General features: G+C 70.9%; 9 protein-coding genes. All 9 read left to right on the top strand.

The window, feature by feature from the left end; translation table 11 throughout:
• The first annotated feature begins 13 nt into the window (after positions 1-13).
• The gene (locus WME89_RS19305; protein WP_438010584.1) at positions 14-2677 is read left to right on the top strand and encodes a DUF2169 domain-containing protein; all 2664 of its coding nucleotides are present in this window, start codon (positions 14-16) and stop codon (positions 2675-2677) included.
• A complete protein-coding gene (locus WME89_RS19310; RefSeq protein ID WP_438010585.1) occupies positions 2664-3773 on the top strand; it encodes a pentapeptide repeat-containing protein in 1110 nt (369 codons plus the stop codon). The genes WME89_RS19305 and WME89_RS19310 overlap by 14 nt, the downstream gene beginning before the upstream one ends.
• A gap of 10 nt (positions 3774-3783) precedes the next feature.
• A complete protein-coding gene (locus WME89_RS19315) occupies positions 3784-4437 on the top strand; it encodes a DUF3540 domain-containing protein (RefSeq protein ID WP_438010586.1) in 654 nt (217 codons plus the stop codon).
• 9 nt (positions 4438-4446) lie between these two features.
• Positions 4447-4836, top strand: coding sequence for a DUF4150 domain-containing protein (locus tag WME89_RS19320; protein WP_104977955.1), 390 nt, complete (start codon positions 4447-4449; stop codon positions 4834-4836).
• Between the two features lie 122 nt (positions 4837-4958).
• Positions 4959-5666 (top strand): O-methyltransferase, encoded by a 708-nt coding sequence (locus tag WME89_RS19325; protein ID WP_438010587.1) that lies wholly within the window; start codon positions 4959-4961, stop codon positions 5664-5666.
• A gap of 5 nt (positions 5667-5671) precedes the next feature.
• Positions 5672-5866 (top strand): methyltransferase, encoded by a 195-nt coding sequence (locus WME89_RS19330; RefSeq protein WP_438010588.1) that lies wholly within the window; start codon positions 5672-5674, stop codon positions 5864-5866.
• 266 nt (positions 5867-6132) lie between these two features.
• A complete protein-coding gene (locus tag WME89_RS19335; RefSeq protein WP_438010589.1) occupies positions 6133-6348 on the top strand; it encodes an MbtH family protein in 216 nt (71 codons plus the stop codon).
• Between the two features lie 1065 nt (positions 6349-7413).
• Positions 7414-8652 (top strand): diaminobutyrate--2-oxoglutarate transaminase, encoded by a 1239-nt coding sequence (gene ectB / locus WME89_RS19340; RefSeq protein ID WP_438010590.1) that lies wholly within the window; start codon positions 7414-7416, stop codon positions 8650-8652.
• A gap of 224 nt (positions 8653-8876) precedes the next feature.
• Positions 8877-26948 (top strand): amino acid adenylation domain-containing protein, encoded by an 18072-nt coding sequence (locus tag WME89_RS19345; RefSeq protein WP_438010591.1) that lies wholly within the window; start codon positions 8877-8879, stop codon positions 26946-26948.
• Positions 26949-26977: the final 29 nt, after the last annotated feature.

Below are 26977 nucleotides of genomic sequence, written 5' to 3' on the forward strand. Positions count from 1 at the left end.
TGCTGCGAACCTCATGAAGACCATCAAGCCGAACCGGCTGGGGCTGCTCACCAAGGTGTTCGAGAACGACGGCGAGCCGTACCTCGTCGTGACGCTCCTCGTCTTCTTCCCGTTCGAGGCGCCGAGGCGCCTGCTCTACGAGCAGAGCCTCTGGAGGTTCGCCGGCACGGAGCTGGGGAGCGACGCCATCCTCGATGAGTGCATGCCGAAGCTCCGGGGAGAGCTGCTCGTGAACGGCCGCTGCTTCACCGCGGGCGCCGTGCCGCGCCCTGCATGCTCGGTGCGGCTTCAGATCGGGGCCATCGACAAGACGCTCTATGTCGTCGGAAATCGTCGCTTCGGGCTCCTGGGGATGACCGAGCCAGAGCCGTTCGCCGAGATGCCGATCACCTGGCAGAACGCCTTCGGCGGCGAGGGCTACGCGCCGAACCCGCTCGGCAAAGGCGTCGCGCCGGTGCGCGGCGAGAACGGCTCGGTCCATCCGTTGCCCAACATCGAGGATCCGCGCCGCCTCGTCCGGTCGCCCGGCGACCGGCCCCCGCCCGCCGGGTTCGGAGGTTACGACCCGACCTGGCCACAGCGCTTCTCCAAGGTCGGAACGTATGATGAAGCGTGGCTCAAGGAGCGCTTCCCCGAGCTCGCCAAGGACCTCGACTGGAGCTTCTTCAACACCGCGCCGCCGGATCAGCAGATCGAGGGGTATTTCCGGGGCGACGAGGCGTTCGTCATCGAGAACATGCACCCCGGGAAGCCCCGGATCGAAGGGGCGCTGCCGGGGGTGGCGACGCGGTGCTTCATCAACCAGAAGACCGGCGAGGGGGAGTCCTTCCGGGAGATCGCGACCCGCCTCGACACGGTCCGGCTCTTCCCCCACCACGAGCGCGGGATCCTCGTCTATCGCGGGGTGCTCAAGATCCGCGAAGACGACGCGGCCGACGTGCTCCACATCGTCGCGGGCTGCGAGGCGATGGGCGAGCCCAAGCCGGGCGACCATTACCGAACCGTCATGGCCCAGCGGCTCGACAAGGAGAAAGGGCACCTGTTCCTCCTGCGTGACGCGGATCTGATGCCGCCTCCGCAGCCGGACGCGGGGCCGCTGCCGGACGACCCTCAGGCGGAGATGACCAGGCTGCTCCAGTCGGAGCGGCTCTGGCAGAAGCGCGCCCGCGCCAAGATGGAGCGGGACATCGAGGAGCTCAAGGCGAAGATCCGCGCGCAGGGGCTCGATCCGGAGCCGCTCGTCGCCCCGTTGCCGCCGGACGAGGACGTGATCGAGCCCAGCCTGGACGAGCTGCCGGCGTACGTCGAGCGGGCGATGACCGAGGCCGAGAAGGTCAAGGCGGACGTGGAGGCGCGCCGCGCGGCCGAGGAGCAGAGGGCGCGCGCCGAGTGCGCGAAGCACGGAGTTGATTATGACGCGATCATGGGCGAGCGGCAGAAGGAAGCCGGCGGCCCGCCCCGGTTCTCGGCCAAGAAGGAGATCGAGCGGCTCGAGGACGTGGCTCAGATGGCGCGGAACGGCGGGGTCGAGTGGCCCGAGATCGAGGCGCAGCTCGGTGATCCGGAGCTCGCGGCGCGCCTCTTCGAGGTCGAGGAGCAGATGCGCTCTGCCTACCGGAAGTTCGCACACCACTACCCGGCGGCCTCCCGGCTGGGCGGCGAGGAGGCCGCTCGCGGGCGGGAGGAGGTGATCGCCGGGCACCGGGCCGGGGAGAGCTTCGCGGGGCGCGATCTCACGGGCACCGATCTCTCGCACCTCGACCTGTCGGGCATCGATCTCGAGGGCGCGCTGCTCGAGGCCGCGGTCCTCACGGGCACCCGGCTGTGCGGCGCGAACATCGCCGGCGCGGTCCTGGCAAGGGCCAATCTCCTCGGCGCGGATCTCACCGGGGCGAACCTTGCCGGCGTGAACTTCGGCGGAGCGAACCTCTCCGACGTGAAGATGGGCGGCGGGCTCGACCTCACTGGCGCCGTGCTGGCCAAGGCCAACCTTTCGGGCGCCGACCTGACCGGCGCGCGCCTGTCGGACGCCGACCTGTCCGAGGCGACCTTCGACGGGGCCGACTTCAGCCGCGTGACCGCGCGCAACCTCGTCCTTATCAACGCCGACCTCTCCGGCGCCCAGCTCGCCGGCGCAGACCTCGAGCAGTGCACCTTCATCGAGGCCAACGTGGAGGGCGTCGACTTTCGCGGCGCGAACCTCCGCGCGTCGGTGTTCATCACCGGCAAGGGCGACGGCGCCGACTTCCGCGGCGCCAAGCTCGACAACATCCGCCTCATCGCAGGCTCGTCGTTCGCCGGCGCCGACTTCCGCGGCGCTTCGCTCGAGCAGGCCAACCTTCGGGGCACCTGCTTCAGAGGGAGCGACTTCACCGAGGCCAACCTGCGGAGCTCCGATCTCAGCGAGTGCGACCTCACGGGCGCTCGCCTGGATCGCGCCGTCGCGGTGGGCGCCATGCTCACGCGGGTAGATCTCTCGGGCGCCTCGCTGTCCGGCATCGATCTGATGGAGGCCGTGCTGCAGAAGGCGAAGGTCGATGACGCGAACTTCGAGAGGGCCAACCTGTTCCGCGTCGACGCCGCGAAAATGCGCGGAAACGCCGCGACGAGCCTGAAGGGGGCCAATGTAAAGTACGTGCGCTTCGTCGCGCCGCCGGAGAACCATGGACAGAAATGATCTGGTCGAGCTGGTCCAGGGCGGCGAGATCATCTCCGACGTCGACCTCTCGGGCGTCGACCTCTCGGGCGCCGACCTCTCCGGCGCGATATTCGACAAGGTGAGCTTCGCCGGCGCGGACCTCTCGGGCGCTCGGCTGAAGGAGTCGACCGTCACCGGCTGCAGCTTCAGCGGCGCGCGCCTGTCCGGCGCCAACCTGCGCCTCGCGGCGATGGTGGACTGTGATCTCACGAGGGCGAAGCTGGACGGCGCCTCCCTGATCGCAGCGCAGCTCACCGGCGGCGATCTCTCCTGGATCGACCTGAGCGGCGCAGACCTGACCCTCGCGAGCGTGATCAACACGAGCCTCTCGGGTGCCCGGCTCGCGCGCGCCAACCTGGATCGCGCCGTCATCCTGGACGCGCGGACCGAGCGGATCGACCTCTCGGGCGCCGTGCTGAAGCAGACGGCGCTCGTGCGCGCCGATCTCTCGACCGCGACCCTCGGCGGCGCCGTCCTGGAGCTCGTCGTGCTCGTGGAGGGGAAGCTCGCCGGCCAGGACCTGCGCGGGATGTCGTTCACGATGACGCAGTTCACGGGCGCCGATCTCAGCGGCTGCGACTTCTCCGGCGCGACGCTGACGCAGTGCGGTTTCAAGGACGCGGACCTCTCCGGCGCCAAGCTCGACGGCGCGCTCGCGGGCCGGGCGCTCTTCGTGAATGCCAACCTCACCGGCGCGAGCCTCGCCGGGGCCGTGCTCAAGGAGTCGGTCTTCGTGGGCGCTCGCCTCATCGAGGCCAACCTCGCCGGCGCCAACCTGGAGATGTGCATCCTGACCCGGGCCGCGTGCGCGGGCGCGCGCTGGAACGGCGCCAACCTGACGTACGCCGACCTCTCACACGCCGACGTCTCTGCCGGCGATTTCTCGAGGGCGACCCTGTTTCGAGCGCGCCTCCATCGGATCAAGGACGAAGGGGCCGTGTGGTCCAACCGGGCGGCCGCCCTCGGCGACGACGCGGATCTCGCCGAGGCGGAGCAGTGGCAATCACGGGTTTTGAGCAGCAGCCGGGGGAGCTCGGAGCCTCCGGCCGTGGGTGTTGAGACGTCTACGCGTTGACGAGGGAATTATGCGCAGTCTGGCGAGAAAGCAGGAGCCGAGGGCTCTGGTCACTCAGGAGTTCGGCACCGTGGTGCGCGCCGACGGCGCGGCGCTCGTCGTCGAGACCGACGCGGGCGAAGTCCGGGCGAAGCGCGCCAAGGGGTGCCTCCTCGAGCCCGAGGCGGGCGACCTCGTGCTCGTTGCCGTGGCGTCCGACGGGCGTTGCTACGTGCTCTCCGTGCTGGAGCGGGAGGACGGCGCGCCCGGGAGCATCGTCGCGGACGGCGACCTGAACATCAAGCTGCCTGCCGGTCGCCTCAGCGTCGCCGCGCAGGACGGCATCGGCCTGGTCTCGGCCAAGGAGGTGGCGGTGGTCTCGGCGGGCCTCTCGGTGAACGCCGTCGACGGGAACGTCGCGCTGCAACGCCTCTCGTTCGTCGGGACGCTCCTTCGCGCGGAGATCAGCAAGGTCAAGGTCCTTGCCGGGAGCCTCGACTCCGTGCTGGAGCGGCTCTCGCAGCGGGTGAAGCGCTCCTACCGCACCATCGAGGAGAGCGAGCACCTCCGGGCCGAGCGGCTCGATTACGTCGCGAGGAAGACGATGAGCCTGCGCGGCGAGAACACGCTGGTGACGGCGCAGGAGCTCGTCAAGATCGACGGCGAGCAGATCCACCTGGGTTGAGGAGGCATCATGTTCGCGAACACGCAGATGGGCGGGATGAACCTGGGGTTTCCGGACGTGTGCCTCACCCCGCCGGTGCCTGCCCCGATCCCTTATCCGAACATATCCTTTGGCCCGGTGAGCGCGCCAGCCGCGTACAACGTGCTGTTCATGTGCGCGCCCGCGCATAACCTGCTGACGACGCAGCTCATCTCCGTCGGCGATCAGCCCGGCATCGCCCTGGGGGTCGCGTCCGGCTCGGTCATGGGGCCTTCCCGCCACATCACCGCCGCGTTCACCTGCCTCGTCGGCGGCATGCCGGCCACCCGGCTGACCAGCATGAGCCTGCAGAACTCCACGAACTGCCCCGGAATGCGGATCGTGCCGAGTCAGGTCAAGGTGCTCATCCTGTCCCCCTGAGGGATCTCGGCCGTCTGGTCGACGTCTCCGCCGACGCGCCGACGACGAGGTACTCAAGCGCGAGTACGTGGCTCGACGTGTGGAGGAGGCGCCCGGATGGATCGTCCGGGTTCATCGCCGACGTGGAAGCGACGGCGGCCTGCGCGGCGAGCCTTCTCAGCGATGTAGCGACCGGAGGCCATGTCGTGGTGGCGCTGGCCGTGCGGGTCCGCTGCCTGCTTGTCACGAGCTCCGTGCGGACGATCCTCCGCTTCGAGGAGGCGCGGCGCGCGCTCGCCGCGCAGGACGAAGAGGAAGGGTCCGAGGGCGGCGAGGGCTCCGCCGACCGCGCATCGAGATGCCGCGCGTCGTCGAGGACGCCCTCGACGCCGGCCGGCCGATCGCCGACGCCGCATGCACTGGAAGTCATGTCTGCTCGGGCGCACGTTTCGAGTCGAACAGGGCAGCAGCGAGGCCAGCAGCGTCGTCGCCGTCAGCCTGCCTGGAGGAGACACGTCATCATGAGCACCAGCCTATCTGCCGGTTTCCCGCGAGGTCGGGGGCTGATCCATCTGCTCGCCTTCGCGGCAAGGGCGCGCACGGTGGTGGAGTTCGGCACGTGGTTCGGGATTTCGACGGTGTTCTTGGCCGCGGCCGTCCGCGATGGCGGTGGCGGGCGGGTGATTGGCAGCGAGCTGCACCCGGAGAAGGTGCGGCGGGCGCGGCAGAACCTCGATGAGAGCGGGCTCGGCGATCTCGTCGAGATCCGCGAGGGAGGCGCGCTGGTACCGCTCCGGGACGTGGAAGGGTCGATTGATCTCGTTCTGCTGGACGGCTGGAAGAATCTTTGATTGCGGTGCTCCGGATACTCGAGCCCCGATTGCGGAGGGGCGCGCTCGTGGTCGCCGACGATCTCGACATCGCGCCCGATGACCTGCGGCCCTACGTCGAGTACGTGCGCGGCGCGGGTAGCGGCTACGGGTCGGTGGAGATCCCGCTGGGGGACAGGCTTGAGGTTTCCTGCTGGCACGGCCGCGAGGGCGAGGGGTGAAGGCAGTCGCCCCGTTGCTCGCGCGAGGGCGGCCGGCATGACCCGACGCCCTAGGCGCTTGGCGGAGCGCTTGTCTGGCATCCACGACACGGGAACGCTGACGAACCGGCGAGTGCTTGACGGCGGGAAGGTCACGACTGGGAGCGCCGATGGACCTGCTTGACGTACCAGACGGAACATAGTAGGAGGCACAATGCGGCGCTGGCGGCCTCGCATCATACCTGTCTGCAGCTGCCCCCGTACAACCCCGAACCGCTGGAGCCACCATGCACCAGGAAGAAGATAATTACATCGTCGTTGTGAATCACGAGGAGCAGTACTCGATCTGGCCCGCTTCGAGGGACCTTCCTCCCGGCTGGCGAGATGAGGGTACGAAGGGCACCAAGGCCGATTGCCTCGCCCATATCGAGCAGATCTGGACGGATATGCGTCCCCTCAGCCTGCGCAGGCAGATGGAGGCAGCTGCGGCGGCAAACAGCTGATGAACCTGAACGGGGCGTCCCCCGACGTCACATCCACCTCGCGTTCGCCGCTCATTTCCCGCTCAGGGCACACGCGCGAACCTGACCCGACCCGCTCACGCTCGTCTTGCAGCGCGGCGCGGCGCAGACCGTTGGTCCACGAACAGCCTCCAAGTAGCCGATAGGATTCGGGAACGCCAGCAGGTCCGGGGGCCGCGGACGACTGGCTCGGACGGGCCGACGTGGGCGTTTGGCCTTGTCGTCCTTGTTACCCCCGTCGTTCTCGTCGTCCTCGTCGTCCTCGTCGTCCATCTGCACGAGCTACACGAAAGACACGAGCGTGGCGCGATCGGTCAATCGGTGTCGCATTTTGTCAATCGACCCCCTTCGGGTGATGCGCTACACATGCCGGCGATGACGTCACCTTGGCCTGATTGCTTGCCGCGAGCAGGATCTCGGACCGCCGAGCCTGAGACGGTCGCCCGACCTTGCCGCGCAGCGGCGCTGGCTTCCTGAGCCTGGATCGTACGAGCCTTCTGAACGCCGATGGTAGATCCATCGGTCTCCTCCCCGGCGGCGAGGCGCTCGTCACGGGCGCAGAGAGCGCCCATGGCATGCGCGCCGGCCCGAGGGGAGCAGCACGGCTCACGCTGAGATTTTGCTGTGAGGCAAGAATGCCTCATCAAAGTGAGGCAAGAATGCCTCATCAAAGGAGCAACCTGTCCCTGGTTCCAGCCAATGATGGCGGCCGGTAACAATCATGTTGGTGAAATGTCACACGATTGCCTGAACATTATGCTAGAGGTTCAGCTGAACAACTCTCGTCAGCGTACGCCAGGATCGGAGGACGACGGGTGGTGTGAACGACCGACATCGGTCATCGACGTCTCGCCATCATCGGCCTGGTGATAAGGACAGCTGTCGGGAGCAGGCGAGCGGTGACGCGCCGCTGGAAGACGCGTCGCTGGAAGTGGCCTTCCAGGACGCCGCGCCGCGGCGGCCCCGTGCCCTGCCCGCGGCGTGATGACGCGCTGGCACCGGTCAGCACCCGGGTCCTTCGATTTCCTTGCGAAAGAGAGCAACCTTATGACTATCTTTGAAGCGCGCGAGTCGAACGTCCGGCTATATTGCCGCAAGTTTCCGGTCGTGTTCAGCCGCGCCCGGGGCTCGGAGGTGTTCGACACCTCGGGCAAGCGCTACATCGACTTCCTCTCCGGCGCTGGTGCACTGAACTACGGGCACAACAACGAGCATCTCAAGCGTCGGCTGGTCGATTACCTGAGCTCGGACGGCATCGTCCACGCGCTGGACACCCACACGGTCGCGAAGCGGGAGTTCCTCGAGCAGTTTCAGCAGACCATCCTTCATCCGCGACAGCTCGACTACAAGGTTCAGTTCTGCGGCCCCACCGGCACCAACAGCGTGGAAGCGGCGCTCAAGCTCGTGCGCAAGGTGACCGGGCGCACGGGTGTGTTCGCCTTCGCGGGCGCGTTCCACGGCATGACGCTCGGCAGCACCTCCATCAGCTCCGGCCGCCAGGTCCGCGCCAGCGCGGGAGTCCCCCTGGCCAACACGACGTTCATCCCGTACCAGGACGGACCCGGGGGGCCGTTCGACTCGCTCGCCTACATGGAGCGCCTCCTCGAGGACCCATGCTCCGGCGTCGACCTTCCGGCCGCGGTGTTCGTGGAGACCATCCAGATGGACGGCGGGGTGTACGTCGCCTCGCCCGAGTGGCTGAAGGCGCTGCGCCAGCTCACGCAGAAGCACGGCATCCTGCTCGTGTGCGACGACATCCAGGTCGGCTGCGGGCGCGCCGGCAGCTTCTTCTCCTTCGAGCGCGCCGGCATCACGCCGGATCTGGTGACGCTCTCGAAATCGATCAGCGGCTACGGGTTTCCCATGGCGCTGCTCCTGATGAGGCCCGAGCTCGATCAATGGCGACCCGGTGAGCACACCGGCACCTTTCGGGGCAACCAGATCTCGTTCGTCGGGGCCACGGCGGCGCTCGATTTCTGGAAGAGCGCGGCGTTCGAGTCCAGCATCCAGCAGAACGGTCAGCTCCTGTCCCGGACCATCCGCGAGCGGCTGGCCCCCGGCGGCGCCGTGCGCGGCATCGGCATGGTCTACGGCATCGACCTCGCCCAGGAGGGGGGCTTCGAGCGGGCCCGGCAGGTACAGGCGCGGTGCTTCGATCAGGGCCTGATCATCGAGCTGTGCGGACGCGCCGACGCCGTGCTGAAGGTCCTGCCTCCGCTGACCACCGGGGCAGCGCAGCTCGAAGAGGGGTGCGCCATCCTCCATGAAGCGCTGCGCGCGGGCTGAGCCCCCGCGCGCAGCGGCCACCCTGCACGCGTGTCCGCGACGGCAGTCGACGCGGTGACAGGCACCACGTGCAGGTCGGTCGTCTGGGCTGGAGCGCCTCGCAAGGGAGGGGCTTTCCCCAGGCAGGAGCCGCGCGGTCGAGCGCGCCCCCGCGCCCTCCTCCCGGTCTCGACGTCACCCGGCAGTAGGTCAGTGCAGCGTACCCGATGAGAGAGAGCCCCAGAATGAGCCGCAGCAACGTCACCTTCCGCCCCGAGGACGCCGGCACCCTGGTGGACGTGCTGAAGCAGCGCGCCGCTCGGCAGCCCGACAGGACGGCCTACATCTTTCTTTCCGACAAGGGGCGCCGTGAGGAGCGCCTCACCTACGCCGAGCTGGATCGCGAGGCGCGCAAGACGGCCGCGTTCCTGCTCGGGCTGGGCGCGCCAGGCGATCGCGTCGTCCTGCTCTATCCTCCGGGGCTGGAGTACATCGTCTCGTTCATGGGCTGCCTCTATGCGGGCATGATCGCGGTCCCGCTCTATCCGCCCCGGCGCAATCAGAAGATCTTCCGGGTCGAGGAGATCTTCAAGAACGCGCGCCCCGTCGCCGCCGTCACCTGCGCTAGCCTGTACGAGACCGTCTCCGGGTTCATGCGGTCCGAGCCCGGATACGAGGCGGTGAGCGTCTACTCGACGACCGGGCTGCCCGGGCAGAGAGAGGCCGACCTGCCCGCGATGAGGGCCCATGACCTCGCCTTCCTCCAGTACACCTCGGGCTCCACCGGCGCCCCCAAAGGCGTGATGGTCGGGCACGGCAACCTGATGGCCAATGGACGTGCCATCCGCGATTGCTTCCGCAACTCCGAGGAGGACGTGTTCGTCAGCTGGGTGCCCTTGTTCCACGACATGGGCCTCATCCTCAACGTCCTGCAGCCCCTCTACGTGGGATGCCTCTCCGTGCTGATGTCGCCCCTCGACTTCGTGCAGAACCCGATGCGCTGGCTGGAGGCCATGGCGAAGTACGGGGGCACCGTCGGCGGCGGACCCAACTTCGCCTTCGACCTGTGCGTCGAGAAGATCTCACCCGAGAAGGTCGCGACGCTCGACCTGAGGAGCTGGCGGCTCGCGTACAACGGCGCCGAGCCCATCCGCGCGGAGACGCTGGAGCGCTTCACCAGGAAGTTCGCCTCCGTCGGTTTCAGACATCAGGCGTTCCATTGCTGCTTCGGCATGGCCGAGGCCACTCTCATGGTCACCGGCGGCGATCCATCCGCCCTGCCCGTCGTCAGCGCCTTCGACAAGGCAGCCCTCGCCGCGCGCAGCGCGACGCCGACCGAGCGGGGCGCCAGCGCGGCCGTGCTGGTGGGCTGCGGCAAGGTCCCCGAAGACCACCGCGTGTGCATCGTGGACCCAGGAGAGCGGCGCGCCCTGCCCGACGGCGAGGTGGGCGAGATCTGGATCGCCGGCCCGAGCGTGGCCGGGGGCTACTGGGACCGCCCCGACCTCAGCCGGGAGACGTTCGAGGCCACGACCGAGAGCGGCGAGGGGCCCTTCCTGCGCACCGGCGATCTCGGCTTCTTCCGCGGCGGCGAGCTCTACGTGGCCGGTCGCATGAAGGACACGATCATCCTCCGCGGCCGCAACCTCTACCCCCAGGACATCGAGGCGGTCGTCTCCACCAGCCATCCGGCGCTGAAGCCTTATTGCGCCGCAGCGTTCGGCGTCGAGGTGGACGGCGAGGAGCGCGTCGTGGTGGTGCAGGAGGTGGCGCGCGGGTCGAAGAGCACGGCGTGGAGCGAGGTCTTCCCCGTCATCCATCAGGCCGTGGCCGAGTCGCACGATCTCAGCCTGCACGCCGTGGTGCTCATCCCCACGGGCTCCTTGCCCCTGACGAGCAGCGGCAAGGTCCAGCGTCACGCGGCCCGCGCACGTTTCCTGGAAGGAAGCCTGGACGTGGTGGCGCGCTCCGGCGCCCTCGGCGCGGAGCGCCGGGAGGAGAGCGCTGGACCGCCGCCCGAGGTCGGGCCGGCCAGGCACGACGTCGACCATCTCCAGGAGGTCGTGCTGCGGCTCGTCGCGGCGGCGCTCAAGGTGAGCCCAGGCGACCTCGACGTGAGCCGCCCCCTCGCCCAGTATGGCCTCAGCTCGAAGGCGGCCATCGCGCTGACAGGCGACCTGGAAGGCGAGCTGAAGATCCCCGTCTCGCCCACGCTCGTTTACGACCACCCCACGATCGCCCAGCTCGCCCTCGCCCTGGCCAGCCGGGGCGCGCCCGCGCCCGCGCGCACGACAGAGGGCGCGCCTGTGCGCCTGGAAGGCCGCCAGGAGGCCGTGGCCATCATCGGGATCGGCTGCCGCTTCCCGGGCGCGAGCGGACCGGAGGCCTTCTGGGAGCTGCTCCAGCAGGGCGGCGACGCCATCCGCGAGCTGCCGCCAGAGCGACGGGCGCTGCTCGGCCTGCGCGATGACGGCGAGCCGCTCTGGGGAGGGTACCTCGACGGCATCGAGCGCTTCGATCCGGAGCATTTCGGCATCTCGCCGCGCGAGGCCGACGTCATCGATCCGCAGCAGCGGCTGGTGCTGGAGGTGGCGCATGAAGCGCTGCACTTCGCCGGCGTCGCCCCCTCGCGGCTGGCCGGCAGCCTGACCGGCGTGTTCATGGGGGTGAGCACCCACGATTACGAGCGGCTCGCGGCGGGCTCCTCGGCCAACGCCTTCTCCGCGGCCGGCAGCGCCTCCAGCGTCGTCGCCAACCGCCTGTCCTACACGCTCGATCTGCGCGGCCCCAGCGTCGTCGTGGACACGGCCTGCTCCTCCTCGCTCGTCGCGGTGCACTACGCCTGCCGCAGCCTGGAGTCCGGCGAGTGCGACGTCGCCATCGCCGGGGGCGTCAACGTGCTCCTCGACCCGGGCGTCACCCGGGCCATGACCGACGGACACTTCATGGCGCCCGACGGGCGCTGCAAGACGTTCGACGCGAGCGCGGACGGCTACGTGCGGAGCGAGGGCTGCGGCGTCGTCGTGCTCAAGCGCCTGCGCGACGCCCTGCGCGACGGCGATCCCGTGCTGGCGGTGATCCGCGGCTCCGCGCTGCACCAGGACGGCCGCAGCAACGGGCTCCACGCCCCGAACGGCCCCGCCCAGGAAGCCGTCCTCCGCGCCGCCCTCGATCGCGCCGGCGTCGCGCCGGCCCAGATCCAGTACGTGGAGGCCCACGGCACCGGCACGGCCCTCGGCGATCCGATCGAGTTCGGCGCGATCAGGAACGTGCTGAGCAGGGATCGCGGCCCAGAGGCCCGCTGCGGCGTGGGCTCCGTGAAGACCAACCTGGGCCACATGGAGGCTGCGGCCGGCATCGGCGGGCTCCTCAAGGTGGTTCACGCGCTCAGGCACCGTGAGCTCCCTGGCAACCTCTTTTTGCGCCAGCTCAACCCGCACATCTCGCTCGATGGCGGCTTCTACATCCCCAGCCGCTCCGTGCCCTGGGAGACCGGCGGCGAGCCCCGCCTCGCCGGCGTCAGCTCCTTCGGGTTCGGCGGCACCATCGCCCATGTGGTCCTGGAGCAGGCCCCGGCCGAGGCCGTGCCCCGCGAGGCGGATCTCCCGGACGCGCGCCGCGTCCCGCGGCGACCCGTTCACCTCCTGCGGCTCTCGGCCAGGAGCGACGCGGCCCTGCGCGAGCTGGCCGAGCGCTGCAAGGACCACCTCGCGAGCCACCCGGAGGTCGACGTGGCCGATTTCTGCCACACCCTCGCGGTGGGCCGGGACGCCCATGAGCTCCGGCTCGCCGTGAGCGCCAGGGACGCAGGGGAGCTCTGCCGTCACCTGGAGGGGTACCTCGGCGGCGCCGTGACACCGGCGGTCACGGTGGGTCGCGCGAGGCGGCGGCCTCGCGTCGCTTTCCTCTTCTCGGGCCAGGGCGCCCAGTACTCCGGCATGGCCCGCGCGCTCTACGAGACGCAGCCCTCGGTCCGCGACACCATCGACCGCTGCGACGCGCTCGTCCGCGAACATCTCGGCTGCTCGCTGCTCTCCATCCTCTATCCGGATGGCGAGCCCGACGGGCGGATTCACCAGGCCCAGTTCGCGCAGGTGACGCTCTTCTCGCTCCAGGTCGCGCTCGCCGAGCTCCTGATGTCCTGGGGGATCGTGCCGGATGCCGTCATGGGTCACAGCCTGGGCGAGTTCGCGGCCGCGTGCGCAGCCGGGGTCTTCGACCTGGAAGACGGCCTGCGCCTGGTCTTCGAGCGCGGGCGGCTCCTGCAATCGGTCTCCACGGGCGGCGGCATGGTCACGGTGTACGCCTCCGAGGCCGAGGTGGAGCAGTATCTGAAGTCGACGCCTGCCGTGGTCGTGGCGGCCGTCAACTCGCCCCAGAACACGCTGGTATCCGGGCCGGTGGAGGCGCTGGAGCGCCTCATGGCGCGTCTCGACGCGGACGGCATCCGCAACCGCCGCGCCAATGTGACCCTGGCCGGTCATTCGGCCATGGTCGAGCCGATCCTCGACGACTTCGAGAAGATCGCCGCCGCGGCTCACCACCGGGCGCCGCGCCTCCTGTTCGGCTCGACCGTGACCGGCCGGATGCTGGACGAGGCGCCCAGCGCCCGGTACTGGCGCGCTCAGCTGCGCCAGAAGGTGCGCTTCCTCGAGGGGCTCACCAGCCTGCGCGCCGCCGGCTGCGAGGTGTTCGTGGAGATCGGCCCGCGCCAGGTCCTGACGGGCCTCGCAGACGAGGTGCTGGGCAGCGGCGTCTCGTGTTTTCCCACGCTGAAGGCCGACGTCCCCGAGTGGGAGACGCTGACGGAGATGCTGGCCGGGCTCCACATCTCCGGCGTCCAGGTGGACCTCGAGCGCGTCGGTCGCAGCGAGGGACTCCGCCGCATCCCCGGGCTGCCGTCGCCCGGGCTGGAGCGCAGGCGCTGCTGGTTCGACGAGGCGGCGCCGCGGGCGGCCGGCGACGTCCTCGCGGCGCGCGCAAACACGATGTCTCCCGGCGCCAGCGTCGCGAGCAGCGTCGCGCTCCTCCCGCCGGCGCCGGCCGCGCGCACGGCGCCGCATGAGAGCGCCCCTCCCGCTGCCACGCCCGCGGCGCCCGTCGACCGCGCTTCCGAGATCCTGGAGCAGCTCAGGACCGTGGTGGCCAGGCTCCTCAAGACATCTCCCGACCGGCTGGACCCCGATCGGCCGCTCCTGGAGATCGGCGCCGATTCGCTGATGCTGATGGACGCGATCCGCGCCATCCGCGACCACTTCAGCGTCGAGATCACCGTCCGGCAGGTGTTCAGGGAGCTGCCCACGCTGGCGGCGATCGCGAGCTACGTCGACGCGCGCATGCCGCCGCCAGCGCCGGCGGCCCCTGCCGCCCCCCCTCCGTCGAACGGAGCGGGCGCGCTCACGGCGCCGAGCGCGCTGGTCCAGCCGCCAGGCGAGGGCACCGCCGCGGCGGTGTCGCGCATGATGGACCAGCACACGCAGGTCATCACCATGGCCTTGCAGCTGCTGGGCGCTCCACGATCGGCGGCCCCCGTCCAGACGGCCGCTCCGCAGGCGCCCGCCCCGCCCGGAGCCCGGGCCGCCGCAAGCCCTGCCGTCTCCCGGTCACCAGCGCCGTCCCTCGCGCCGCCCGCGGCCGGAGCCCCCAACGCCGAGGCGCGCCCCGAGAAAGACCAGAAGCGTAGCTACACCGCGTTCGGCCCCTACAACCCCGCCAGCGCCACCGCCCACACCAGGCTCGGCGAAGGCGACAAGCAGGAGCGCCACCTGCGGGCGCTCGCCGCGCGCTACACCGAAAAGACGAGCAAATCCAAGGCGCTGACCCAGCAATACCGCGCTGTCCTCGCGGACAACCGCGCGTCGGCGGGGTTCCGCTTCAGCACCAAGGAGATGGTGTATCCCATCGCCGCCGAGCGCCTCGAGGGCCCCTATGTCTGGGACCTCGACGGCAATCGCTACGTCGACATGGCCATGGGCTTCGGCGTGAGCTTGCTCGGTCACAACCCGCCCCTCGTGAGCCAGGCCATCACGCGTCAGCTCCAGTCGGGGGGCATCGAGCTCGGCCCCCGCTCGCGGTACGCCGGTGAGGTCGCCGCCCTGGTCTGTGAGCTCACCGGCGTCGATCGCGCCGCCTTCTGCACCTCGGGCACCGAGGCGGTGATGACCGCGCTGCGCCTCGCGCGCACGGCCACCGGGCGCACGAAGATCGCCATGTTCGGCGTCTCGTACCATGGCCACTTCGACACGGTGCTGGCCCGGCCCTCAGGCCGGCCCGGCGAGCCCAGCCTCCCCATGGCGCCCGGCGTGCCGGACGAGCTGGTGAAGGACACGATCGTCCTGGAGTACGGTGATTTCAGCGAGCTCGAGAGGCTCCGATCGATCGGGGGCGAGATCGCGGCGGTGCTCGTGGAGCCCGTGCAGAGCCGCCGGCCCGGGCTGCAGCCCGGCCGCTTCCTGAGAGAGCTGCGCGCCGTCACCCGGGAGCTCGGCATCGTCCTCATCTTCGACGAGATGGTCACCGGCTTCCGGGTGCACCCGGGCGGCGCTCAGGCCTACTTCGATGTCCGCGCCGATCTCGTGACCTACGGCAAGGTGCTCGGCGGCGGGCTGCCCATCGGCTGCGTCGCCGGCAAGGCCGAGTTCATGGATGCGATCGACGGCGGCTACTGGAGCTACGGCGACGGATCGTACCCGGGCGCCGAGACCACCTTCCTGGCCGGCACCTACCAGATGCACTCGCTCTCGATGGTGTCCGCGCGCGCCGTGCTGACGCACCTCAAGGAGCAGGGCCCCGCGCTGCAGGAGCGCCTCGGCGCGAGGACCGCGGCGTTCGCCGAACGGGTGCGCGAGGTGTTCCGCGAGACCGGCGCGCCCATCGGCCTCTCGAGCTTCAGCTCCTACTTCCGCTTTCAGTTCGAGGGCAACCTCGACCTGTTCTTCTACCACCTCATCGACAAGGGGGTGTTCGTCTGGGAGGGGCGCACTTGCTTCCTCTCCACGGCCCACGCCGATGAGGACATCGATCACATCGTGAGCGCGGTCGAGGAGACCGTCCGCGCGCTCCAGAAGGACGGCTTCCTGCCGCCGCCGCCGCGGCCGGGCGGCCCCGGATCGAGGACTGTATCGGGCAGCAACGGGGCGTCCGCGCCCCGCGAGCAGGGCGTCGCGGCCGGGGCGCCGGCGCTCGATCCCTCGCGCGCTCAGGCCGCCCGGGAGACGCTGCCCCTCTCCGAGGCCCAGAAGCAGCTCTGGTTCCTGGCGAAGCTGAACCCGGGCGCGCTCGCGGCCTACGTCGAGACCACGGCCCTGGAGATGCACGGCCCGATCGACATGGGCGGGCTCCGTCGCGCCGTCGCCCTCCTGGCGGAGCGCCACGACGCCCTGCGGATCCACATCGCCGAGGACGGGAGTCATCAGGTGGTGTCGCCGCGCGCGGAGGTGGCGCTCGACGTGGTGAGCTGCGCCGCGGCGAGCGAGGCCGAGGCGGAGGCGAAGGCGGCCCGCTGGCTGGCCGACGCGAGCCGGGTGCACCTCGAGCTCCATCGCGGCCCGCTGGTCCGGTTCACGCTGCTCTCGCTGAGCGACCACCGGCACGAGCTGGTCATCGACGGTCACCACATCGTGACGGACGGCCTGTCGCTTGCCGTGATGCTCGAGGACCTGGCCGAGCTCTACAACGCGCTCTGCGAGGGCCGCGCGCCCGCGCTCGCGCCGGCGCCTCCCTACGGCGCGTTCGCGTCGCACGAGCAAGCGTACCTGGCCTCCGCGCGCGCTGGCATTGACGAGTCCTTCTGGCGGACCCGCTTTCAGGGCGGAATCGAGCCCACGGAGCTGCCGACGAGCCGGCCGCGGCCCGGCGTGTTCACCTTCGACGGGGCGCGCCACGAGATCGCGCTGGATCCCGAGACCTGGCGGCGGCTCAAGGAGGCGGGCCGGCAGCAAGGCTGCACGCCGTTCATGCTGCTGCTCGCGGGCTATCTCCTCCTGATCGCCCGGCTCGCCGGCCGCGAGGACATCGTGGTGGGGTTCCCCGTTGCCGGCCGGTCGTTCGAGGGCGGCGAGCGCTTCGTGGGGTACTGCACCCACCTCGCGCCCTTCCGCGCCCGGGTGCTCGGCGACGCGCGCTTCGAGGAGCTCCTCGCCGCCGTCCAGCGCGACATGCTCGATGTGTACGAGCACCAGGAGTTCCCCTTCGCTCACCTGATCCGCAAGCTGGACCATCGGGTCGCGCTGGACCGCGGGGCGGCGGTGTCGCTGGCGTTCAACCTGAACCGCGTCGACACCGCCGTGCCCTTCTGGCGCATGCGGACGGCAGCGGTCTCCACGCCCATTCACCACGCCAAGTTCGATCTGCTCCTCGATGTCCTCGAGACAGGAGACACGGCGCGGCTGCAGTTCGATTATGCCACCTCGCTCTTCGACGAGGAGACGATCGCCCGGTTCGCGCGCGCCTACGTGCGCCTGCTGACCGCGGGTGCGGAGCGACCGGCGCGGCGGCTGCGCGAGCTTCCCCTGCTATCGGAGGACGAGCTGCGGGGCCTCGTGGAGGGCTTCAACCAGAGCGAGCGGCCCTATCCCCAGGACAGATGCCTGCACGAGCTGTTCGAGGCGCAGGTGGCGCGCACGCCGGGCAGGACGGCGCTGGTGTTCGAGGGCGAGCGGCTGACGTATGGCGAGCTGAACACGAGGGCGAACCAGCTTGCGCATCACCTGAGGCGGCACGGGGTGGGGCCGGACACGGTGGTGGCGGTGGTGGCGGAGCGGTCGTTGGAGCTTGTGGTGGCGCTGTACGGGGTGCTCAAGGCCGGTGGAGCGTACCTTCCGATCGATCCGACGTATCCGTCCGAGCGCATCCGGGTGGTGCTCGAGGACGCGGCGTCGCCCGTGGTGCTGACGCAGGAGAAGTGGAGCAGCGGGCTGCCCGAGACGCCGGCGCGGGTGGTGCGCCTGGACGCCGACTGGGCGGCGATCGAGCGCGAGCGTGGCGATGATCCGCGGCCAGTCGGCGGGCCCGAGCACCTGGCGTACGTGATCTACACCTCGGGCTCGACGGGTCGGCCGAAGGGGGTGGAGAACAGCCATCGTGGGATCGTGAACCGGCTGCTGTGGATGCTGGAGGACAGCGGCCTCGGCGAGCAGGACGCTGTGTTGCAGAAGACGCCGTACACGTTCGACGTGTCGGTGTGGGAGCTGTTCGCGCCGCTGCTGTGCGGCGCGCGGCTGGTGGTGGCGGCGCCCGAGGGTCACCGCGACCCGGCGTACCTGGCGGACGTGATCGAGGCGGAGGCGATCAGCACGGTGCACTTCGTGCCGTCGATGCTGCAGGCGTTCCTCGAGTCGGTGGATGGCCGCCAGTGCCGTTCGCTGCGGCGGGTGATCTGCAGCGGAGAGGCGCTGTCGCGGGAGCTGCAGGAGCGGTTCTTCGGCAAGCTGGGCGAGGGCGAGGGGGCGCCCGAGCTTCAGAACCTCTACGGGCCGACGGAGGCGGCGGTGGACGTCACGTCGTGGCGCTGCCGGCGGGGGGATTCGCACGGGAGCGTTCCCATCGGGAAGCCGGTGGCCAACACGCGAATCTACCTCCTCGACGGCCAGCTGCAGCCTGTCCCCGTCGGGGTGCCGGGCGAGCTCTTTATCGGGGGTGTGCAGGTGGCGCGCGGCTACCTCAAGCGGCCCGCGTTGACGGCCGAGCGGTTCATCCCCGATCCGTTCAGCCGCACGCCGGGCGCGCGGCTGTACCGCACCGGGGATCTGGCCCGCTTCCTGCCCGACGGCACCATCCTCTTCCTCGGTCGCATCGATCACCAGGTGAAGCTGCGCGGCTTCCGGATCGAGCTCGGGGAGATCGAGGCTGCGCTGCTGGCGAGCGCGCAGGTCCGCGAGGCCGCGGTGCTCCTGCGCGAGGATCGCGCGGGCGATCCGCGCCTCGTGGCCTACGTCGTGCCGCGCTCCGAGCCGGACGTCGATGTCGAGGCGCTGCGCCGGGCCCTGGAGCTCGCGTTGCCGTCGTACATGGTGCCGAGCGCCTTCGTGGCGCTGGAGTCGCTGCCCCTGACCACGAGCGGCAAGCTCGACCGCAAGGCGCTGCCTGCGCCGGAGCTGGAGCCGGCCGCGCGAGGCGAGCACGTGGCCCCCAGCGGCGAGACCGAGATCAAGCTCGCCGAGATCTGGCAGGAGGTGCTTGGCCTGTCCCGCGCCGGCTCCGCCGACGAGTTCTTCGCGAGCGGGGGGCACTCGCTGCTGGCGACCCAGCTCGTCTCGCGCGTGCGCAGCGTCTTCGGGGTCGATCTGCCGCTGCGCGCCGTCTTCGAGGCGCCCGTGCTGGCGCAGCTCGCCGCGCGCATCGAGCGCGCCCGCGCCGGGCGAGACGGGCTGGACGGGGCGCCGACGATACCGCTGGTGCCCCGCGGCGACGCACCGCCGCCCATGTCGTTTGCGCAGGAGCGGCTGTGGTTCTTGCAGCAGCTCGATCCTGGCAGCACCGCCTACAACATGGCGGCGGCCGTGCGCCTGTCCGGCGCCCTCGATCAGGGGGCGCTGCACGGCTGCCTCCGCGAGGTGGTGCGCCGTCACGATGCGCTGCGCGCCACCTTCGCGACCGACGCGGAGGGCGGCGGCGTGCAGCGGATCGCGCCCGCTGTCGCGCTCTCTCTGCCGCTCTTCGATCTCTCGGCGATGCCCGAGGCCGAGCGGGAAGGAGCGCTCGCGCGCGTCGCCCGAGAGGAGGCCGAGCGGCCCTTCGACCTCGCCGAGGGCCCGCTCGTGCGCAGCGCGCTCGTGCGCCTCGGCGCGACCGAGCACGTGTGGCTCCTCGGCATGCACCACATCGTCTCCGACGACTGGTCGATCGGCGTGTTCGTGCGCGAGGTCTCGGCCCTGTACGCGGCGTACGTCGCCGGGCAGCCGTCGCCGCTGCCGCCGCTCCCGATCCAGTACGCCGACTATGCGCGCTGGCAACGGCAGGGCCTGGCGGGCGAGGCCCTCGAGCGCGAGCTCGCGTACTGGACCCGGCAGCTCGCCGGGATCCCGAGCGCCATGGAGCTGCCCGCCGACCGCCCGCGGCCCGCGGCGCAGAGCTTCCGGGGCGGCGAGGTGGCCGTCGTCCTGCCGGCCGAGCTCGCGCAGGCGCTCCGCGCGCTGAGCCTGCGCGAGAACGCGACGCTCTTCATGACGTTGCTGGCCGCCTTCCAGGCCCTCCTGGGGCGCTACAGCCGGCAATCCGACGTGGTGGTCGGCTCGCCCGTGGCCAACCGCACGCGCGCCGAGGTCGAGGGGCTCATCGGCTTCTTCGTCAACACGCTGGCGCTGCGGGCCGATCTGAGCGCGGATCCGCCCTTCGTCGAGCTCCTGCGGCAGGTGCGCGACACAGCGCTCGACGCCTACGCCCATCAGGCCCTGCCGTTCGAGCGGATCGTCGACGCGCTGGGCGTGCCGCGCGATCTCAGCCGCACGCCGGTGTTCCAGGTCATGTTCACGCTGCAGAACGCGCCCGTGCACGAGATGCGGCTCGCGGGCCTGTCCCTGCGCGAGGAGGAGATCTCCACCCGGACGGCCAAGTTCGACCTGGATCTGACGCTCCGGGAGGTCGACGGGGCGCTGGTCGGGACGCTGGAGTACAGCGCCGATCTCTTCGACGCCGCGACCGTCGAGCGCATGGCCGGGCACCTGCGCGCGCTCCTCGAGGGCGTCGTCGCCGCGCCCGGGACGCGGCTCTCCGGGCTGCCGCTGCTCACCGCGGCCGAGCGCCGGCAGATCGTGGTTGAGCGCAACCGGACGGCGCGCGACTTCACGGCGGTGCGCCCCGAGTGGCGCCCGGAGGCGCGCTTCACCGAGCTCTTCGAGGCGCAGGTCGAGCGCACGCCGGGCGCCGTGGCCGTCGAGTGCGACGGGGAGCGCTGGACGTACGCGGAGCTCGACGAGCGCGCCCGCCGCATCGCGCGCGCGCTGCGCGAGCGCGGCGTGGGCCGCGACGACGTCGTGGGCCTGCTCCTCGACCGCGGCGTCGAGCTCGTCGCCGCCATCCTGGGCGTCTTCAAGGCCGGAGGCGCCTACATGCCGCTCGACGCGGACTGGCCGGATCAGCGGCTCGCGACGGCGCTCGCGCGGAGCAGGGCCAGGGCGCTCGTCTGCGCGGCCTCGTCGCAGGGCAGGGCGGGCGCGCTGAACGCGGCGCCGGCGCTCTGCATCGCCGAGCTCCTGGCCTCCTCGCCGGCGCCTCGCGGCTCCTCTCCGGCAGAGGGATCGGCCGACGATCTCGCCTACGTGCTCTTCACCTCCGGGTCCACGGGCACGCCCAAGGGCGTCATGGTCACCCACGCGGGCATGCTCAATCAGCAGTTCGCCAAGGTGGTGGAGCTCGGCCTCGGCGCCGGCGACACGATGGCCCAGATCGCCCGCCAGACGTTCGATATCTCGGTGTGGCAGCTGCTCAACCTGCTCCTCGTGGGCGGCCGAGTCCTCATCCTGAAAGACGAGCAGGCGTGGGCGCCGGGGCCGCTCCTGACCGCCCTCTCCGCCCAGCGGGCGACGATCTTCGAGACCGTGCCCTCGCACCTCCGGCTCCTCCTCGATGAGCTGGAGGCGCGGCCGGAAGCCTACGATCTGTCGGCGCTGCGGTGGCTGATGCCGACCGGGGAGGCCCTCCTGCCGGAGCTATGCGAGCGCTGGTTCCGGGCGTTCCCGCGCGTCCCGATGGTCAACGCCTATGGGCCGACCGAGTGCTCGGACGACACCTCGCTCCACAAGCTCTACCGGGCCCCATCCCGCGCGTGGAAGTACGTGCCGATCCACGGCTGCGTGGCGAACCTCAGCAACTACGTGCTCGACGAGCGCCTCGAGCCCGTGCCCGACGGGGTGGCCGGCGAGCTGTGCATCGGCGGCGTCGGCGTCGGGCGCGGCTACATCGCCGACCCGGGGCGAACTGCCCAGGCGTTCGTCCCCGACCCCTTCGCGGGGACGCCGGGAGCGAGGATGTACCGCACCGGCGATCTCGTGCGTTTCCTCCCCGACGGCAGCATCGAGTTCCTGGGCCGCATCGATCATCAGGTGAAGATCCGCGGCTTCCGCATCGAGATAGGCGAGATCGAGGCCGCGCTGTCGCTGCACCCGGGCGTGCGCGAGTGCGTGGTGGTGATGCGGGAAGACGGCGAGGACGACAGGCGCCTCGTGGCCTACGTCGTCCCCGCCGCACACGCCGAGAGCGGCGCGCTCGCGCGCCACCTGCAAGAGCGGCTGCCCGCTTACATGGTGCCCTCGGCCTTCGTCCTGCTCGACGCGTTTCCCTTGCTGTCGAACGGCAAGATCGACCGGCGCGCGCTGCCGGCGCCCGCAGGAGGCGCGCTCGACACCGCCGAGCACGTGCCGGCGTGCACGCCGACCGAGGCGGTCCTCGCGGACATCTGGCGCGATCTGCTCCGTGTGGATCCCGTCGGTCGCTTCGCGAACTTCTTCACCCTGGGCGGGCATTCCCTGCTGGCCACCCGGCTCGTCTCGCGCGTGCGTGAAGCCTTCGGCGTCGAGCTCGCGCTACGCGCGGTCTTCGAGCACCAGACCTTGGCCGAGCTCGCCGTCGCCATCGAGCAGGCCCGCGATCTCGACCGCGGGGACGCGACGACGCCGATCGAGCCCGCGCCGCGTGACGGGACCCATCCGCTGCCGCTCTCCTTCGCCCAGCAGCGGCTCTGGTTCCTCCACCAGCTCGAGGAGCCCAGCGACGCTTACAACATGGCCGGGGCCTACCGCCTGCGCGGCGCGCTGCACGTCGAGGCCCTGGAGCGAGCCTATTCCGACATCCTCGCCCGCCACGAGACGCTGCGCACCCGCTTCCCCGCCGAGGGCGGGGCGCCGCGCCAGGTCATCGAGCCGCCCGCCGCCGGGCGCGTCGCGACGATCGATCTGAGCGACCGTGACGAGGCGGAGCGCGAGGCCGCGCTGCGGCGCCTCGTGGACGAGGAGGGGGCCTCGCGGTTCGATCTGGCCAGGGGCCCGCTCGTGCGGTGCAGGCTGCTCCGCCTCGGTCCGGCCGATCACGTGCTGCAGGTGACCCTGCACCACATCATCTCCGACGGCTGGTCCGTGCGCGTCTTCCTGGACGAGCTCATCGCGCTCTACGACCACTACCGCCTCGGCGCCGAGGGGGCCTATCCCCTGCCCAGGCTGCCTGTCCAGTACGTCGATTTCGCCTGCTGGCAGCGCGCCTATCTGCAGGGCGAGCGCCTCGCGCGCCAGCTCGCCTTCTGGAAGGCGCAGCTCGCCGGCGCACCGCTGCTCCTCTCGCTCCCGACCGACCGGCCGCGCCCCGCGCTCCAGACCATGAAGGGAGCCGTCGCCCGCTTCACCCTCGACAGCGCCCTGACGGCCGATCTCAGGGCCCTCGGCCGGCGCTTCGACGTCACGTTCTTCATGACGCTCTTCGCCGGCTTCAACGTGCTGCTGAGCCGCTACTCCGGGCAGACCGATCTCCTGGTGGGCGTGCCGGTGGCGAACCGCACGCGCAAGGAGATCGAAGGGCTCATCGGCTTCTTCGTCAACACGCTGGTGCTGCGCAGCGATCTGTCCGGGAATCCGACGTTCGATACCCTGCTGCGCCGCGTCCGGCAGACCACCCTCGACGCGTACGCTCACCAGGATCTGCCGTTCGAGCAGGTCGTGGAGGCCGTGCGGCCGGAGCGCAGCCTCAGCCATCACCCGCTGTTCCAGGTGATGTTCGACGTGCAGGACGCCGACGACGAGGTGATGACGCTCGGGGACCTCGCGGTCGAGCCCCTGGAGCCGGAGCGCGTGACCTCGATGTTCGACGTGTCCGTGACCCTGGAGGAGCTCGGCGGCGGGCTGCGCGGGACCATCGAGTACAACACCGACCTCTTCGCGGACTCGACCATCCGCCGCATGATCGACCATTTCACGGCCCTGCTGCGGCTGCTCGCGGCCGCCCCGCACCGGCGCATCGGCGAGCTGGAGATGCTCGGCGGCGGCGAGCTCGCCGCCCTGGAGGCGAGCTGGGAGCTCGCGCCGCCGCCGGCGCTGGCCGGCGATCCGCGGCGCGACGCGTGCGTTCACCGGCTCATCGCGCGGCGCGCTGCCGACGACCCGGGCGCGACGGCGCTCTCCTCGGGCGATCGTCACGTTTCCTATGGAGAGATGAGCGCGCGCGCCGGCGCGCTCGCGCGCCGCCTGCGCGCGCTCGGCGTCGGCCCCGAGGTGCTCGTTGGCCTCTGCGCCGAGGACGGCATCGCGCTCGTCACCGGCGTTCTGGCTGTCCTCATGGCCGGGGGCGCCTACCTCTGCCTCGAGCCCGGCCACCCGAGAGACCGCCTGGCCGAGCTCCTCTCGGACGCCCGCCCGTCCGTCCTCCTCTGCAGCGAGCGCGACGCCGCCGCGCTGTCGGCGTACGGCGCGCACGGCGCGCACGGCGCCGCGGTGGTGACGCTCGATCCCTTCCTGGAGGGCTCCGCCCCCGCGGGCGAGGCTGCGGCCGAGCTCTGGCCGTGCTCGTCCGACAACGCAGCGTACGTCGTGTACACCTCGGGCACGACCGGCAAGCCCAAGGGCGTCACCGTCACCCACCGCGCGCTGGTCAACGTCTATCTCGCCTGGGAGCACGAGTTTCACCTGGCCGGCGGTCCCAGCTGCCACCTGCAGATGGCCAGCAGCGCCTTCGACGTCTTCTCCGGCGAGGTGCTCCGCGCCCTTTGCAGCGGCGGCAGGCTGGTGTTCTGCCCGCGCGGCCTCCTGGTCGAGCCCGACAAGCTCCATGCGTTGATGCGCCGCCAGCGCGTGGACTGCGCCGACTTCATCCCCGCCGTGCTCCGCGCGCTCTCGGATCACCTGGAGGAGACCGGGCAGGATCTCGGCTTCATGAGGCTCCTCGTCGTCGGCTCGGACGTGTGGACCGCCGAGGACCACGCCCGCTTCAGGGCCCTCTGCGGGCCGAGCACCCGCCTGATCAACGCCTATGGCGTCAGCGAGGCCACGATCGACAGCACCTGGTTCGAGTCGCAGCGCCTCGAGCGCGACGGGGAGCGCTCCGTGCCGATCGGCCGGCCCATGCCGGGGGTGAGGGCGCTCGTGCTGGACGCCCATCTCATGCCCGTACCCGCGGGCGTTCCGGGGGAGCTCTTCCTCGGCGGCCCCGGCGTGGCGCGCGGTTACCTGAACCGGCCGGGCCATACCGCCGAGCGGTTCATCCCCGACCCGTTCGCGCGCACGCCCGGCGAGCGGCTCTACCGCACCGGCGATCTGGCGCGCCTCCTGCCGGACGGCAACCTCGCGCTCCTGGGGCGCGCCGATCACCAGGTGAAGATCCGCGGGTTCCGCGTCGAGCCGGACGAGATCGCGGCCGTCGTCGCTGCGTACCCCGGCGTCAGGGAGGCCGTGGTGGTGGTCCGCGAGGATCGCCCCGGAGAGAAGCGGCTGGTCGCGTGCCTGACGCTCGATGACGGCGGCGACGGCGCGCCTCCGCTGCGGGTCGAGGACGTGAAGCGCTTCCTCAGGGACAAGCTGCCTCACTACATGGTGCCTTCCGCGATCGAGGTGCTGGACGCCATGCCCCTCACGCCCAACCGCAAGATCGATCGCGCGGCCCTCGTGCGCAGGCGCCCCGAAGGCGTCGGCCCGAGCAGCGCCGACGCGCCGCGCACGCCCGCCGAGGAGCTGCTCGCCGGCGTCTTTCGCGACGTGCTCGGCGTGGACACCGTGCGGCGCTCGGACAGCTTCTTCGATCTCGGCGGACACTCGCTCCTCGCCACCCAGCTCGCCTCGCGCGCGGGCAAGGTGTTCGGCCGAGAGCTGCCCTTGCGCGTGATCTTCGAGGAGCCGGTGCTCGCCTCGCTCGCCGACTACATGCAGCGGGCCGAGCGCCGCCGGCAGGCTCCGCCGCTCCAGCGGGTGTCGCGCGATCGCCCTTTACCTCTCTCGTTCTCCCAGGAGCAGCTCTGGACTGCTGCGCAGTTCGCGCCCGACAGCGGGGCGTACAACATGTCCGCCGGGCTCCGCGTCCGCGGGGCGCTGGACGTGGACGTCGTCCGCGGGGCGCTGGCCGAGATCGCGCGGCGCCACGAGATCTTGCGCATGCGGGTGGAGACCGTCGACGGCCGCCCGGCCATGGTCGTGGCGGACGAGTTCCCTCTCGCGGCGGTCATCGAGGACCTCCGGGGGATCCATGGCCGCGAGGCCCGAGAGGCCGAGCTCGGTCGACGCTTCGAGGCAGAGGTCTCGGCGCCCTTCGATCTCTCGCGCGCGCCGCTCGTCCGCCTCAGGATCTTCCAGCTCGCGCCCGAGGAGGCGGTGCTCGCCTTCACGCTGCACCACCTCCTCTGCGACGGCTGGTCGCTCAGCGTGCTCGTCCGTGAGCTCGTCGCCTGCTACGAGTCGCTCGCCGCGGGCAGGCCCCATCACCTGCCCGAGCTGCCCTTCCAGTACGCCGACCTGGCCGCCTGGCAGCGCAAGTGGATGAGCGGCGAGGTCCTCGAGGAGCACATCGAGCACTTCGCCAGGAAGCTCGGCGGCGAGCTGCCGACGCTCGCGTTGCCGCTCGATCGGCCGCGCTCCCGGCGGCGGAGCGACGCGGGCGCGCGCTTCGTCCAGCCGCTCGACGGCGAGCTCGCCCGCGCGCTCGCGGAGCTCGGCCGCCGCGCCGGCGCCACGCTCAACATGACCCTCATGGCCGGGTTCCTGGCGCTGCTCTATCGCTTCAGCCGGCAGGACGACCTGCTCCTCGGCGTGACAGTCGCCGGCCGGAGCCAGGTGGAGGCCGAGCCGCTCATCGGCTGCTTCATCAACAACGTCGTCCTGCGCTTCGACCTCTCGGCCAGGCCGAGCTACCGCGACCTGCTCGCGCAGGTCCGGCGCGAGACCCTGGAGGCCTACGATCACCAGGCGCTGCCGTTCGAGAAGCTCATCGAGGCGCTGAGCCCGCCGCGCGAGCCGGGCGTCACCCCCTTCTTCCAGGTGGTCTTCGGCGTTCAGAACACGCCGTCCGACGAGCTCTCGATACCCGGCCTCGCGATCGAGGAGCTCCCCTCGGCGCGGGAGACAGCGCGTTACGATCTCACCGTCTGGGTCCACGAGACCGCGGGGGCGCTCAGCGTGGAGTGGACCTACAGCACCGACCTCTTCGAGGCCGCCACGATCCACGAGATGGCCAGAGGTTACGAGGAGGTGCTCCGGCAGGTCGTGCGTGATCCCGAGATCGGCCTCCTGGCCCTCTCCTCGTCCAGGGACAGCGAGGCCACGCGCGGACAGGGCGCCTCGAAGCACGCAGCTCTCAAGGAGAAGCTGCTCGGCGCTAGGCGACAGGCAAAGAGGATCGATCTCTCCGAGTGAGCCGCTCCCCGGAGAGGCACATCCTCCAA

Source organism: Sorangium sp. So ce321 (assembly GCF_051530195.1).
Taxonomy (GTDB): domain Bacteria; phylum Myxococcota_A; class Polyangia; order Polyangiales; family Polyangiaceae; genus Sorangium.

Excerpts from the sequence above, each read along its gene's own strand:
- WME89_RS19305 (WP_438010584.1), top strand. The coding sequence starts at position 14 with ATGAAGACCATCAAGCCGAACCGGCTGGGGCTGCTCACCAAGGTGTTC.
- WME89_RS19310 (WP_438010585.1), top strand. The coding sequence starts at position 2,664 with ATGGACAGAAATGATCTGGTCGAGCTGGTCCAGGGCGGCGAGATCATC.
- WME89_RS19315 (WP_438010586.1), top strand. The coding sequence starts at position 3,784 with ATGCGCAGTCTGGCGAGAAAGCAGGAGCCGAGGGCTCTGGTCACTCAG.
- WME89_RS19320 (WP_104977955.1), top strand. The coding sequence starts at position 4,447 with ATGTTCGCGAACACGCAGATGGGCGGGATGAACCTGGGGTTTCCGGAC.
- WME89_RS19335 (WP_438010589.1), top strand. The coding sequence starts at position 6,133 with ATGCACCAGGAAGAAGATAATTACATCGTCGTTGTGAATCACGAGGAG.
- ectB (WP_438010590.1), top strand. The coding sequence starts at position 7,414 with ATGACTATCTTTGAAGCGCGCGAGTCGAACGTCCGGCTATATTGCCGC.
- WME89_RS19345 (WP_438010591.1), top strand. The coding sequence starts at position 8,877 with ATGAGCCGCAGCAACGTCACCTTCCGCCCCGAGGACGCCGGCACCCTG.